7 protein-coding genes are annotated in these 15,680 nt (G+C 33.3%); 5 read left to right on the plus strand and 2 right to left on the minus strand.

The features are described from left to right. Positions 1–117: 117 nt before the first annotated feature. The gene (locus ACHRVX_RS21725) at positions 118–702 is read right to left on the minus strand and encodes a helix-turn-helix domain-containing protein (protein ID WP_395336215.1); all 585 of its coding nucleotides are present in this window, start codon (positions 700–702) and stop codon (positions 118–120) included. A gap of 284 nt (positions 703–986) precedes the next feature. Beyond that, positions 987–2,291, minus strand: a complete 1,305-nt coding sequence (locus tag ACHRVX_RS21730) for a hypothetical protein (protein ID WP_395336217.1) — start codon at positions 2,289–2,291, stop codon at positions 987–989. A 476-nt stretch (positions 2,292–2,767) separates the two neighbouring features. Here ACHRVX_RS21730 and ppk1 point away from each other — a divergent pair, with 476 nt between their 5' ends. The 5 genes from ppk1 to ACHRVX_RS21755 all read left to right on the plus strand — a co-directional run bounded on the left by ppk1 (position 2,768) and on the right by ACHRVX_RS21755 (position 15,670). Next, a complete protein-coding gene (gene ppk1, locus ACHRVX_RS21735) occupies positions 2,768–4,786 on the plus strand; it encodes a polyphosphate kinase 1 (RefSeq protein WP_395336220.1) in 2,019 nt (672 codons plus the stop codon). A 221-nt stretch (positions 4,787–5,007) separates the two neighbouring features. Further along, complete coding sequence (locus ACHRVX_RS21740; protein WP_395336222.1) at positions 5,008–8,706, plus strand: AraC family transcriptional regulator; 3,699 nt, start codon at positions 5,008–5,010, stop codon at positions 8,704–8,706. Positions 8,707–8,884: 178 nt separating this feature from the next. Continuing rightward, entirely contained in the window at positions 8,885–11,854 is a 2,970-nt protein-coding gene (locus tag ACHRVX_RS21745; protein ID WP_395336224.1) for a SusC/RagA family TonB-linked outer membrane protein, read from the plus strand. Positions 11,855–11,870: 16 nt separating this feature from the next. Further along, the gene (locus ACHRVX_RS21750) at positions 11,871–13,613 is read left to right on the plus strand and encodes a RagB/SusD family nutrient uptake outer membrane protein (RefSeq protein WP_395336226.1); all 1,743 of its coding nucleotides are present in this window, start codon (positions 11,871–11,873) and stop codon (positions 13,611–13,613) included. A 263-nt stretch (positions 13,614–13,876) separates the two neighbouring features. Continuing rightward, complete coding sequence (locus ACHRVX_RS21755) at positions 13,877–15,670, plus strand: alkaline phosphatase (protein ID WP_395336228.1); 1,794 nt, start codon at positions 13,877–13,879, stop codon at positions 15,668–15,670. Positions 15,671–15,680 lie beyond the last annotated feature (10 nt).

The raw sequence follows: 15,680 nt of genomic DNA on the forward strand, positions 1-15,680 counted from the left end.
TTGTTTAACAGCGAAGTTGATTGTGAATTTTTGCTTGCAAAGTTGCAAAGTCGTAATTTTTTTTTCAATATTGTCATCCTGACGCAAGGAAGGATCGCACTAGAAACTCCGCAAAGATTAGCTATTACTTTCAGAATAAAAATAAAGTACCAGCATGATACAGTTTTCCTGAGTTCTGTTTTCAGGAACATGAGGAAGTCTTCCGTTGAAACATAGTGAATCACCTTCGTTTACAACTACTTCTACATCATCAATGATATAAGTAACGCTTCCTTTTATAATATATTTGAATTCCCAGGCATCAGTAATAACTTTTTCACGTTTACTATCTGGTTCGACTTCAAGAATTACAGCTTCAAAACCAATCGAATTAATACTTTTACTGAAGATATGATAGTAATTAAAACCCTTTGTTTCTGAGCGGTCTTCTTTTTCTATCTTTTGATAATCTTCCTTTTTTATGTGAATAAATTTGGCATTTTTGATGTTTTTCACTCCTTCAAAAAAATAGGTAACATCTGTATCTAAAGAGTGAATAAGCTCTATTAAAACCGGAAGAGAAGGGATCGTTCTGCCATTTTCAATTCTTGAAATAAGACCGTTGCTCACTCCGGCTCTGCCAGCAACTTCATGTATTGTTAAGGCACTTTTTTTTCTGATTTCTTTTAGCCTTTTCCCGATACCAATTAAATAATCTTCCATAATATACATTCACTTTAAAAGGTAAATATAATACAATTAGCATTAATACTTTTTGCTATGAATGCAGGCAATTTTCACGAGCATTTTTTATTATCTAAGCGTGGTTTTATATTCCGGAAAGTAAAAAGTAGTAAATGCGATTCATAAACAACTAACATTCATGCAGATGTTGGATATTGGAAAAATTGTACGTGATAATATGCATAAAAAAAATTGAATATGCAAACAAGAAAGACTTCGCTTTTTTCTTTATTCTCGTTTGCATATTCAAATTCAATTACAATTTATATAGCGCTAATCTTCACAGAACTGGCTTTATCATTAAAACTGCCTAAACAACCATTATTTCCTGTTATTACAACAGATTCTCCTCCAAAATTATCATTTTGATACAGGGTAATTTTGTAACCGCTTTCTAATCGAACAGAAGACAAATCGTCATTTACGATACCGTACGTTTTTAACTGAGCTAATGTATAATTACCGGCAGGCAAAGCAATCGCATAACCTGTATAATTGCAATTTTGGTAAACAGTTACAATTCCGCCAGCTGCATTATTATATTTATTATCTATATAAGTACGGGATAAATTGCCCACTCCATCAAAATAGTTATCGGCTAATTTTGCGGGATCCGTTGCAAATTCTCCACCTTGTACGATCGCATCATTTCCATCATTCCAGGCCCAGGGAGCATTAGCACCACCAGTTTTAAAATCATTTCCTGTAAATCCTCCGGCTGGACTAGAAAATAATTGCGTGTTAAATCTTTGATCCCATAGTCCTCCGGTTTCAAAAATATCAACAAGTTTGTATTCCACATAAGTATCATAATTATCAGAAGGTATTTGTGCAGTGCCGCTTGCCGAAGGATAATAGATAATTCCATCTCCATCTATATCGTGCTGTGGCCAGGCTTTAAGACTGTGCCCTTTAGCATCCTGCGCAGTAATAGGATGTAATTCTCCATTATAATCCCTCATTTGTAATGTTCCATCAATACTTTCCAATCCGTTTACAAAAGAACTGCCAGAGGGTACATATGAAAAGAAATCGGAATGACTTACTGTAACAGCTCCTTTTAAAGCACCATAATTAGATCCATCTTTTTCTACTATCATTAATACTCCTTCTAAATCATTTTCATGCTGGTCTAATGAATATAAAAGCGGATTATCTGTCCAGTCTCTTGGAGAAAAGAAAGCATAAGTAATAAACCAATGCGTTTCTGATTCTACAATTGAATAGTAACAATGTGCCGCTAACGAATTGGCATAAGCAGGAAGATTGTTCCAGTTATTTTCACCATTCCAGTCATTGTCATAATTAATAGCAGTAAGATAATCAGATTTTCCTCCTTCGGCATAAGTTCCCGTGGCATCTACATCTTTGTAATGAATAGGAGCCCATCTTCTTGCTAAATCAGAACTTGCTGCCATACTGATTTTTTTGGTGTTTTGTTGTGTTGCAGCGACAGCGGCTGTTGTTTCTGCTTCCTCCAATGTCGTGTCCTGACAAGCGAACGTAATTGCAGATAATGCAATAATTAAAACTTTACTTGAGATCTTTTTTAGATGCTGTTTTTTCATAATTCTGTTTTTTAATTGTTTATAACATGTTTAATTCAATGATTTTGAGAAATTATTAATGGCAGTAACCAACTGAGAAAAAATAATCATCAGCAATAGCAGAGACTTTGTGTTGGGATAATTCGTTTTGATTTTTGAATTATAATTCTTACTACTTGTAAGTACTGAAAAGGAGAAATCGTACTATACTGCTTGTATTACAATACCGTTAACAAAAAGTTAACAGGAATAGGATTATTTGTTGTTTGCTGAGTCCCTAAAACGTGGATATGTAATTATGCTAATTAGAGCTTTAAGAGCCTCTACACCTAACTTATGGTAAGAATAAGTCGATCAACAGGATATGTTAAGTATAAATTAAATTATAGTTAACTGCCTGTCTGTAGTATATTTTAAGATAATTATTCCTGTAATTTACCGGTGTATTAATAAGTTATAAACCAATTTTATTCTATTATAATAGTATCTTCTAAAACGTGCAAAACTATCTTATACCTTCAGAAATTTCGTGGCTTTCTTTTAATAACTGTATTTTGGATGAAGCCGATGATGTAAATAATTCTTTATACGAACGAATTAAGTTTTTAGCGATTCATTCGTCGAACCTGGATGAATTTTTTAGGGTAAAAATCAGAAAACTGCTGATTAAAAATTCAAAAAAAAATACAGATTTACTGGATCAAATTCTGGCAGAAGTAAATCTTCAGCAAAATAGATTTGGATTAATCTGGAGGAGTTCAATCCTGCCTGAATTAGCGAATAATAATATTGTGTATTATGAAAATCAAGAGCTTTTAGAAAAGCATCTGCACGAGATCGAATACTATTTTAAAAGTATTATTTTGTCTTACATTCAGGTAATTTATATTGCAGTAAATCATCCTAAAACTTATTTTTTAAACAATAGGAGTTTATACTTTCTGGTAAAATTAAAAGACAGTGCAGGTAACTATAATTATGCCTACCTGAATATTCCTTCGGACAAACTGGACCGATTTAAACAATTGCAAAGTGAGAGAGACAGGCATTATATTATTTCTATTGATACGATAATACGAAATTGTTTGTCCCTTATTTTTCCTGTAGGAAAAGTGGTTTCCTGTAATGCAATAAAATTAAATCGTGATGAAAATTACCTGATAGAAGATGAAAGCTCAGGAGATCTGATAGCAAAAATTGAACAAAAAATCGAAGAACGTAAACGAGGTTCTTCAACAAGATTCCTGTATGATTCTAATATGGATCCGGAAACAATTTTAGTATGTAAAAAAGCTTTCCGCCTTAAAAAAGAGGAGATGATAAAAGGAGGAAGCCATCATAATTTTTATGATTTATTCAAGTTTCCCAATCCTGTTATACCAAATCTTCAGGGAGAAAATTATCCAGGTCTAAAACATCTGCCTTTTGAAAGCAGCAGGTCTGTTTTTGAAATTATTGATAAGCAAAATCAATTACTTCATTTTCCGTATCAATCCTATTATTATGTATTGCAATTTTTTAATCAGGCGGCGATTAACAGAAACGTCTTGGAGATAAAAATTACGCTATACCGTATTTCATCACAATCATTAATTGCAAATGCTTTGATAAGTGCCGCCAAAAACGGTAAAAAAGTAACTGTTTTTGTTGAGGTGAAAGCGCGTTTTGATGAGTATAATAATTTATTCTGGTCACGTGAAATGAAAAATGCCGGCATAAAAATCATTCAAAGCATGCCCAATTTAAAAGTTCATGCTAAAGTAGCGATGGTGACCATGAAAGATAAATATGGAAATAAAAAACACTACAGTTATTTATCGACTGGAAATTTTAATGAAAGTACAGCCAATATTTATTCTGATTTTGGATTTTTTACTTCAGAAAAAAAATATGCCGATGATTTAAAAAAAGTCTTTACATTTTTAAAAACCAAGAAAAAAGCAGAAATGCCAAAACATATTCTGGCAGCGGGTTTTAATATGAAGGATAGCTTAATAGAATTGATTAACAACGAAATAGAAAATAAAAAAGACGGCAAAGAAGCTTATATCTTTTTAAAAGTAAATGGAGTTGATGAGAAAGATATTATTGATAAACTAATTGAAGCAAGCAACGCAGGTGTTGATGTGATAATGATCGTACGCGGCATTTGCACTTTATTGCCCGGAATTAGTAATGTGTCAGAAAATATCGAAATCTATCGCATTGTAGATATGTTTTTAGAGCATTCGAGAATTTATAAATTTGCAAATAATGGTGATGAAAAAATATATTTGTCATCTGCTGATATGTTAAGCAGAAATTTAAACAGAAGAATAGAAGTTGCTTTTCCGTTGTACGATCAAAAACACATGGCAGAAATTAATACAATTATTCAGTTACAACTAGAGGACAATACAAAAAAGAGAATCATAAATTCCGAAGGAAATAATGAACAGGATACTTTGAACATGGAGGAACCAAGACGCGCACAGACTGAAATCTATAATTGGATTGCTGAGGCCCATAAGGAATAAGTCTTATTTAAAAATAAGATTTTAGTTGGACTAAAAACCTCTTTTCCGTCAGTAGTTTTATATCCGCCTAATCTCTAAAGTTTAACGCTCCTTTTAACTAATCTTTTTGCCTTTATAAATTTACAGCACATTTTCAGGAAAAATGAAAAGTTTTTAACTTAACATATATTTTATGTTTAAGTAAACTGGTGATTGTATCCTTGTGAGTTAAAAAACAAACAATGATAAGGGCTCTACTACTATGCTGTCTTTTTACAATAAGTTCATTTGCGCAGCAGATAAAATTTGAAAACTTTACAACAAGCCGGGGATTATCTAATAATTCTGTAGTTGATATTGAAAGCGACAGAGACGGTGGTCTGTGGATTGCTACCTGGGATGGTCTTAATTATTATGACGGGTATAGTTTTAAAATTTTCAAACATAATTTTAATGATGATAAAACAATTTCCAGTAACTATATCACGAAATTACAAAAGGATAAAGCGGGTTTTATCTGGCTCATTAGTAAAGAAGGGCATGTAAATAAGTATTTAGGGAATAGTGAATTTGTAGAATTCAGGTTTAAAAGTACTCCAAAAAATATTCTGTTATCTCATAAAGGAAATATCGTAGTAGAAACAAAAACAGGATATTATGAATTTAAAGATAAGGCTTTTGTTGAAATACCAAATCATAACGTAAAAAAAGTAGATTTAGGCAGCCTAAAAAATATCTTGCTGCGAAAACATCCTAAATTGATTATCAACGATATTTTAAAAGACAAAACAGGAAATATTTGGTTTGCTACTCGGGATAATGGATTGTATATCATAACAAATGAATTTAAAGAAAACAATATCGAACACTTTAATTCTGATTTGTATACCCCTTATTGTTTTAAAAATAATGAAATTGAAACACTTCACGAAGATGATTTCGGAAATATTTGGCTAGGCCAAAAAGACGGGGGGCTGAGTATGGCCTATACCGGATCTGAAAAAATAAATTCAGTGATGCCACATCCTGTAAAAGAACCTCATTTGCCCAATGAAACCATTAGAGCTGTTACCAAAGACAGTAAAGGCAAAATTTGGTTAGGTTATTATACAAAGGGACTTTATTGCTACAATGATAAAACCCATTTTTTTGAAAAATTCAAAATAGACAAAGCCTCTTCAGATCCGGATTGGGAACGTATCAGAACATTGTTTACTTCAAGTGACGGAATAGTCTGGGCAGGAACTTATAAGGGGATTTTGCGCATTTCAGGAAATACATCCATCAGTTACGAGAACAGTACTATAGAAGGTATGCCTTTAAACAGATGTTACTCTATATATGAAGATCAAAACAAGCAGCTCTGGATGGGATGTTGGGGAGGGGTGGCTAAGTTTAATTTGATAACGGGTAAGTTTGAAAAATTTAAGGGAGAGGAATTATTAAATAAATACAATATCAGGTGTGTTAAAAAAAACAATCAAAATCTTATACTCGCTACCGAAAATAATGGAGTACTTGTATTTAATTTAACGACCGGTACTTTAAAGAAAATCTCTACCAAAGATGGAATTCTAGGCAATAGTATCTACTCTGTATTTCTGGATAATGAATCAGATAATTACTGGATTGCTTCTCTTGGCGGCGTAACTGTTTTTAATAAAAATAAAGGTGTAGTAAAAAATATTACAGAGTCTGAAGGACTTCCGAGCCATATGGTATATGGACTTATAGACAACGGAAATAAGGTTTGGATTAGTACCACAAAAGGAATTGCTTCTATCGATAAAAAAAAATATACCGTTACGGCTTATAATCCCGACTATGGATGGCAGGCACCAGAATTTTCTGAAGGAGCATATTATCAGGATTCTAAAGGAAATTTGTTTTTTGGAGGTGTAGAAGGGCTTAATTATTTTAATCCAAGTAACCTTCACCCTGGAAATTTAAAAGCAAAAGTAAAATTAAAAATAGATGGCAGCGAAAATCATCCGGCAACGATTGAAAAAAGTTATAGTAACAACGAATTAGAAATTGATGTCATTCCTGTTTTATTTCCTCACAACACTAAAAATAATATCTATTACAAACTGGAAGGCAAAGATAAACAATGGACTCTTTTAGGTTTTAACAACAAAATAGAATATACAAATTTATCTTCCGGAAATTATACCTTTTTGATCAAACAGGGTAAAAATGGCTTACCCGAACCGGCATTTTTTAAACTGCATATTAAAAAGGCATTTTATGAATCGATACTGTTTTATATATTGTTATCTGGTTTTATCCTGCTGATTTGTATACTAATAGTTTATTTTAAAAACAAAACGGCCCTTGCTCAGCAAAAGTATTTAGAGGAACAGGTAACAGCTCGTACGAATGTTATTGAAAATCAGAAAAAAAACCTGGAAGAAATTAATATAGAACTCGATGAAAAAAATAAAAAAATAGAAGAACAAAAAGAAAAACTTTTGATTCTTCACAGTAATTTTAAAAATGAAAATTTTGAAATCGAAAAGTTTAAGACTTTTATGCTGGCTGAATTTCAGGATCCAATCACCAGAATACTTGAAATTTCGGGTTCCTTTAAAAAAGATACAGAAACACAGCGGGCTTTAATGTCAGAATCCGGTAAATTGGTAAATCTTATTTCAGAATGGAATTATCTGGAACATGTTAAAGATCTGGGATCTATAAAAAAAACAGCCACAGATTTGTTTCCGGTTTTAAAAAACAATGTCGAAAAATTAAAGAAGGATCTGGAGCTTAATCAGGTCAATTTTAATTGTGAAATAGATAGTAAAGATTGTGTTGCTCTTGTAGATATCTTGCGTTTAAAACTGGCATTACAATACTTTTTTAATGATTTTAGTAAATATTCGGATAAAGATAGTACGCTGAATATTGCGATTACGTATGAAAATGATTTTTTACAAATTAAGGCAGTTTCAGATAGCATTATCTTAAAAAACAACTGGTACAACATTATACATTATAGTCCCTATTTTAGAGCATTACAGGTTTTATTAGAGGATCTGGAAGGAGAATTTATTCCGTCGTCAGAACAACAGTTTCAGATGATTTTGCGAATTCCAATACAAGTGATCGATGCTGAAACCAACTTCAAAGAAACAATTTCATGGAAAAATTTTAATTATCAGGATCAATTTACTTCTGATAAAAAGTGTCTTTTGGTTTTTGGTGATCCATTTAATAATCCCGCAGCAAATCAGGTTTTGCAAAGCGAAAATTATAATTTAATTTTTGAAAGTTCGGTGAATAATTTAAATGCAATAATGAAGCAGATAGATATAGCTGCCCTGGTTTTTTATCAGGCGATTTTATCAAAAGAGCTCATTAATTTTTTAAAGGGAGATAAAGACAATACAAATTTGAATATACCAATGATTTATATCTCTGAGGATATTAATTATGAAATAGACGAACCGTTATTTGAAATGGGCATTGATACTCATATAAAATTACCTGCCAGTACATCCTTTATCAGGAAAAAGATCGATCGTTTGGTGCATCAAAATACAGAACCACTTAAAGAATATAAAATTCAGCAAAAAATATTTGAGATTCTAACAGAAAATAATGAACATGTTACTCCAAACGAAAAACTGTTAAAAAGAGCCTTAGAAATAATTAAAGAGGAATTGCAAAATCCTTCATTTAATGTAGAGATGCTTGTCGAGCATTTGGGGATTTCGAGAGTAAAATGCTATCGTTTATTTAAAGAAACGCTGAATCAGTCGCCTTCAGATATAGTAATGTCTCTTCGATTGCAAAAGGCAGAAGTTTTACTAAAAACGAAAAGATTAAATATATCCGAAGTAAGTTTTGAATGCGGTTATAATGATCCAAAATATTTTGGGCGCTCTTTTAAAAAGTATTTTGGAAAAAGCCCGAAGGAATATAAAGAACATATCACCTAACTTTCCTGTTAGCCCTGTATTTACGGAAAGTTAGCCTAGTGTTACTGAACAAAAAACACCCTTTTTTGTTATTAATTCTATCCTAAATTGAATTAAAAGTCCACTTTTGAAATACAATAATCCTCCTATTGGCGGTATTCATAAAATACTTTTGGCAAAACATTAAAAAGTATTTTAAATGAAAAAAATTTATGCATTGTTAATTCTTGCCTTAGGATGTATCTCATTCTCCTATGCGCAGGGAACTGTATCAGGAGTGGTGGTTTCTGATGTTGAAAAAGTACCGGTGCCCGGTGTCTCTGTTTATATAAAAGGAGAACCAAAAGGAGCTGTTACAACAGATTTTGACGGAAACTTTAAAATTAAAGTTGCGGTTAACGAAGGCACTTTAGTTTTTTCTTACGTAGGGTTCAAAACAAAAGAAGCTGCTTTTTCAGTCAACCAAAAACTGAATGTTTCTTTGGCAGAAGAAGTCAGTACATTAAATGAAGTAGTAGTGGTAGGTTACGGTTCTCAAAAAAGATCTGATGTAACCGGAGCGATATCTTCTGTAAAAAGTGAAAATTTCAACAAAGGTGTCGTAGCAAATGCAGGACAGCTTATTCAGGGTAAAGTTGCAGGGGTTAACGTTGTTGCGGCAAGTGGTGAACCTGGTGCTTCGCAAGATATCATCATTCGTGGAGTTGGAAGTTTGCGTTCCGGAACAACACCTTTGTATGTAGTAGATGGATTTGCTCTGGACAATTCTAATAACGGAGTGGCTTCAAATCCGTTAAACTTTATAAACCCACAGGATATCGAAAGTATTGAGGTACTTAAAGATGCATCTGCATCTGCTATTTACGGATCCAGAGCAGCAAATGGTGTTATTGTAATCACAACTAAAAAAGGAGCAAAAGGTCAGACTAAAATAAACCTTAATATGACTACCGGATTTTCAACTTTAGCTAATAAAGTGGATGTTTTTGGCGCAGATGAATTTAGAAGACAAGTAGTTGCAGTAAACGGAAATTTACAAGACGGCGGAGCAAATACAGACTGGCAGGATGAATTAACCAGAACTGGTGTCTCACAAAACGTTAATTTATCGATGAGCGGAGGAACAGATAAATCAACCTATGCAGCATCTGTAGGTGTTGATAATCAGGAAGGTGTTTTAAGAAATAGTGATTTAAAACGTTATTCAGGACGTTTAAACTTAAGCCAGAAAGCATTTGATGACAAATTTAATATTACGTTTAATTTAACAGCAACTAAACTTGACAATTCAAGACCAGATGCAAGAGGAATTGTTGGTAACATGTTGACAATGAATCCTACAGACGCAGTTTATGTTAATGGAGAACCAAATGTTAACTTAAGTAATGATATTTTAAATCCTTTAATCAGCGAAAGACTTTATTCTGATGAAACAAACAACAACCGTATTTTGGCCAATATTGTACCATCATATGAGTTTATAAAAGGATTAACTTATAAATTTAATCTTGGAGTTGATTATTCTATGTCTGAAAGAGACATACAGGTTTTACCATACAGATCAGCAACAAATACAACTTTAGGTTCGTTGAACAATATTATAACGAACAATAATAATATTTTATACGAAAATACATTAACGTATAATTTCACTACAAATGCTCATAATTTCACCGTTTTAGCTGGTCAGTCATACCAAAAAATACAGGTAAGTCAAAAGAGTTACAATTTATCCGGATTTCCCGATAATGGCGTTGAACCAAAAAATCAAATAGAAACAGCAAGTGAGCGTACAATTCAGGCTTCGTCAGCGGTAGAAAACGAACTTCAGTCTTTCTTCGGAAGATTAAATTACGGGTATGATAACAAATACTTACTTACAGCAACGATGCGTGCTGACGGTTCATCTAAATTTGGTAAAAACAACAGATATGGATATTTTCCATCGGTTGCATTAGGTTGGAATATTAGCAGAGAGGATTTTTTAGCAGAATCTGAAACAATAAACAATCTTAAGTTAAGAGCAAGCTGGGGACAAACCGGATCTCAGGAGATTCCTTCAAAAATAACCAAAGCAAGTTATACAGAAAGTAATACAGGAAACGATACGTATCCGTTAGATCCGTCTACTACAGATTTAAGCGGATATCCTTATGGATCCATCTATACACGTTTAGCTAATCCAAATATTCAATGGGAAGTTTCAACACAAACCAATATTGGTCTGGATTTTAGCTTATTCAATAATAGAATATCAGGTACTGTTGATTATTTCAACAAAGTTTCAGAAAATATTTTATTAGAAGTAGCGCCGGTAGATCCCATTCAGCCTACATCAAAATATTGGACAAACATTCCGAATATGCAAATTAAAAACAGCGGTATTGAAGTTGCTTTAGATTACAGCAGTGACAAAAGCAGGGATTTCTCTTATAGCATAGGTGGAAATATATCTTTAACAGATAATAAAGTAGAAAACTCACCTTATAAAATATTAACAACAGGTGGAGCACAAGGAGGCGGACAATCCGGAGCTACTATAAACGGGGTTCTTAACGGACAGCCAATAGGTTCTTTTTATATGCTAAACTTTACAGGAATTGGTCCTGACGGTTTAAACCAATTTGCAGACACAAACGGAGATGGTAAAATTCTTGACGATGACCGTGTTGTGGCCGGCAGCGCATTGCCAGATTATATTTATGCATTTTATTTGAATTTTAAGTATAAGAATTTTGATTTAGGATTTAATTTTAATGGTGCCGGCGGAAATAAAATTTACAACCACGTAGCCATGACTTCTTTCAACAGAGGAAATCTTGCCAATTCTTTTAATACGACTGACAGAGCTTCACAATTTTTAAACGAAGCCTCTACGAATTCTAACACCGTTTCTACAAGATATTTAGAAGACGGAAGTTTCCTGAGATTAAATAATGCAACTATGGGGTATAATATAAGCCCAAAAATGATAGGATTAGATAATGTAATGGACAATATACGTCTTTCTATTACAGGGCAAAACTTATTTGTGATTACAAAATATAGTGGATATGATCCTGAAATAAATACTGGAACTTCAGTTGGAGATATTCAGTCTTTTGGAATTGACTACTTCAGTTACCCTAGAAGCAGAACGGTTTTATTTGGCTTAAACGCGGCATTTTAATCAAAAATAACATAACATGAAAAACAAATTAATAATAGCAACTCTTGCATTAGGTTTATTATTTACCTGGAGTTGTACAGATTTAGAAGAAAATGTGCTCGACGAATCCTTAGATGGTGCAGGACAGGCAGATGCAATAAGCGGTGCAATTGCTCCGGCTTACGGACAATTAAAAGCTACGTGGATACATACAAATAATTTCGGTTTACAGTTAATTGCCAGTGACGAAGGTATTTTACCTTACAGAGGAGGTACAGACTGGTATGACGGAGGTAAGTATTTAGCCGTACATGCACACACTACTACGCCTACAAATGACTTGGTTACAAGTACATGGAATGAGATGACTAAAAACATTTCCAGAACATTATCTGCTATCGAAGTGCTAACCCCACTTGCAGAAGGCGGAAATAAAGATGCACAAGGAGCACTTTACGAAATGAAAGCACTTAGAGCGTATTTAAATATGCTCACATTAGACAGCTGGGGACTTGTGTTTAAGAAAGAATCATCAGCAAGTACTTCTGAAATTCTTAGAGGACAAGATGCCGTTACTTATATAGAAAGTGAGCTATTGTCTGTTGCAGATGTTATTAACAATACAAGAGGACCCGGGCGAATGACACAAGCTGCGGTTTGGGGACTTTTGGCCAGATTAAATCTAAATGCTGCTGTTTACCGCGATCCTTACGGAAAACCCGCATTTACTGCTGCAGATATGGATAAGGTTATAAAATATACAGACAACATTATTAACTCAGGTAAATTCAGTTTATCTCCGGAATATTTTGACTTATTTGATGATGCTAATAATGCCAATAAAGAATTAATTTTTGCAATGGACCAACGAGGAGTTTTAAAAGACGAAAACAACCGTTGGGCTTATTGGTCAATTCCGGGATCAATGTTTCCAAGACCAGAATCTATTAACGCAGACGGAACAGATGGTCCGGCTATTACTTCAGATTTTTATCAGACATGGGTTGATGCTTATGGAACTGTAGATCCTGCAGATGCTGATTCAAGATTTTATAAAAACAATGCAAAAGTACCGGCAAACTTAAAAAATCTTACCGGACTTTCTCCGCTAAACGATCAGAATCACTACTACTGTGTAAAAGCAGAAGAATTTGAAATTGACAGAGGAATCATGAGAGGAATTCCATGGGCTGCAAGAAAAGATGCCAACGGAGCATTTTTTAAATGTGATGACGGATATAGAATTTACCCGGTCAAACAAATTAAAGGAAACGGACCGGACAAAAATGTAGGATATGTGAACCTTACTCTAAAAGTTGATTTCACAAATGAAGGAAGTATGCACTATTCTGGATACAGAGTGTCTAAATACCAATTTAGCCACACTTCGCCTGATGGAAATTATTTCAGCAGCGTAGATATGGTATTGCTTAGATATGCAGAAATTTTTATGATGCGTGCTGAAGCTAAATTAAGAAAGGGAGATAGTTCAGGTGCATTGGCCGATATGAACACGGTAAGAACTTCAAGAACTGCCCGTGCTCCAATTCCTGCTGCACTTCCTGCGATCAGTTTAGATATATTATACAGAGAATACGGTTTTGAATTTTATTGGGAAGGTTTAAGAAGAACCAATCAAATTCGTTTTGGACATTTTGAAGACAAGTGGACAGAAAAAACGAATGCAGATGTAAATAAAAGACTATTCCCAATTCCTCAAGTAGCAATTGACGGAGCTTCAAATACTCCGGGATATTTAGTACAGAATCAAGGATACTAGTTTAAGTTTTGTTTTTTTATTTTGAAGACTGCTGTTCATTTTATGTCATCTCAGTAAAATGAGCAGTCTTCTTTGTGTTAGTGTCAAAAACAGGACGTTTAAGGACGACCTGTTTTTATTTTTTTTCGAAGCCTTAGTTGGAAAAATGGCTGTCATTTTCCCTGATTTATTTAACAGCTAGGTTATCCTAACGTATTAAGCCCTTTTTTGCCCCACATTATATAGGCTTTTTGTTTACCCAAAATTTATTAATTTATTTTAAAATGAAGACATCATTTTTTTTCATCACTTTGTTCCTTTCGTTTTTTGGAGCAGGGAACCAATTGTATTCTCAGGATTTTGTTAAAATACATTCTCATAACGATTATAATCAGACGATACATTTTTGGGATGCTTATTCAAACGGAGCAACATCTATAGAAGCCGACATTTTTTTAAAAGATAATGATTTATATGTTTCTCATGATCCGTCACATATAATTGATTCCAGAACGATAGAAGCTTTGTATTTAAAGCCTTTGGAAACTGCTTTACAGATGAAATATAAAAAAGAGCAGCAGTTATTTTTATTAATTGATATTAAAACCGAAGCTCAAACAACACTCAACAAACTTATTGCTGTTTTAAAGAAATACAAAACGATAACGGATAATCAGAATATTAAAATCATAATATCCGGAAACCGACCTAATTCAGATACTTACATAAAATATCCTGATTTTATTTTCTTTGATTTTCAAGAATTAGGACAATCTATTTCAAAGGAAAATTGGGAAAAAGTGGCAATGGTTAGTGTAGATTTTAAAAAATATTCGAAATGGAATGGTTTGGGAAGATTAACAGAAGAAGATCATAATCGTGTAAGCTCAATTATTTCTCAAGGAAAAAAAACAAATAAGCCTTTCCGATTTTGGGGCGCTCCGGATACAAAAACGGCATGGAAAGCATTTTCAGAATTAGGAGTAGATATTATCAATACAGACACACCCTACAATTGCGTTCATTATCTTGAATCCTTGCCCAAAAGGCTTGTAACAGCCAGTAATTTTTCAAAAGTTTATACACCAACTTTCAAAACAGACCAAAAAGATATTCCGGTAAAAAATGTAATCCTTTTAATTGGAGATGGCAATGGTTTATCGCAGATATCATCAGCTGTTTTGGCCAATAGTGGCGCATTATCGGTAACGCAATTAAAGAGTATTGGTTTTATAAAAACCCAGTCTGCAGATGATTTTACAACAGATTCTGCTGCTGCAGGAACAGCACTGGCAACAGGTCAAAAAACAAATAACAGAGCAATTGGAACAGATAGTTTAAGAAAACCAATTCCTAATATTTTAGAAATTTTACAAAAACGAAAATTTTCTACCGGTATCATAACTACAGATGAAATTACCGGAGCAACACCAGCTTCATTTTACGCACATAGAGAAGAAAGATCAGATACAGAAGGAATTTCTAAAGATTTATTAAATAGTGAATTGAATTTGTTTGTAGCAGGCGGGGCATCAACTTTTAAAAATACTTCATTAGAATCTAAATTTAAATTGTTGGATTCTGTTAAGGAAATGCAGACTGCTACTACTGATGCTATTGGTGTTTTTATTTCTCAAAACAGAGTACCGTCAGTTTTAGAAGGAAGAGGAGAATTATTAGCAGATGCTACAAAATATAGTCTTGAATTTTTAAGCAAAAAAAATAGGCCGTTTTTTCTAATGGTTGAAGGTGCACAGATCGATAGTTTCGGACACGTTAATAATGCTGCCGGAATAGTGGCTGAAACTATAGATTTTGATACAGCTATAACCCAGGCACTTATTTTTGCTGATAAAAATGAAGGTACATTAGTTATCGTAACAGCAGATCATGAAACTTCGGGATTTGCCATTCCGCAGGGAAATTTAAAAAAGCACAAAATCGAAGGTGATTTTATAACAAATGATCATACTGCAACGATGGTTCCTATATTTTCTTATGGGCCACATTCGCAGGATTTTCAGGGAGTATATGAAAACAATGAAGTTTTCAATAAAATACTTTCACTATTAAAGTAAAATTGATTTA

It is taken from the genome of Flavobacterium sp. FlaQc-47, from assembly GCF_044006475.1.
Lineage (GTDB): Bacteria > Bacteroidota > Bacteroidia > Flavobacteriales > Flavobacteriaceae > Flavobacterium.

Coding starts and splice junctions, on each gene's coding strand:
- ACHRVX_RS21750 (WP_395336226.1), top strand. CDS start 11,871: ATGAAAAACAAATTAATAATAGCAACTCTTGCATTAGGTTTATTATTT.
- ACHRVX_RS21730 (WP_395336217.1), bottom strand. CDS start 2,291: ATGAAAAAACAGCATCTAAAAAAGATCTCAAGTAAAGTTTTAATTATT.
- ACHRVX_RS21745 (WP_395336224.1), top strand. CDS start 8,885: ATGAAAAAAATTTATGCATTGTTAATTCTTGCCTTAGGATGTATCTCA.
- ACHRVX_RS21740 (WP_395336222.1), top strand. CDS start 5,008: ATGATAAGGGCTCTACTACTATGCTGTCTTTTTACAATAAGTTCATTT.
- ACHRVX_RS21725 (WP_395336215.1), bottom strand. CDS start 702: ATGGAAGATTATTTAATTGGTATCGGGAAAAGGCTAAAAGAAATCAGA.
- ACHRVX_RS21755 (WP_395336228.1), top strand. CDS start 13,877: ATGAAGACATCATTTTTTTTCATCACTTTGTTCCTTTCGTTTTTTGGA.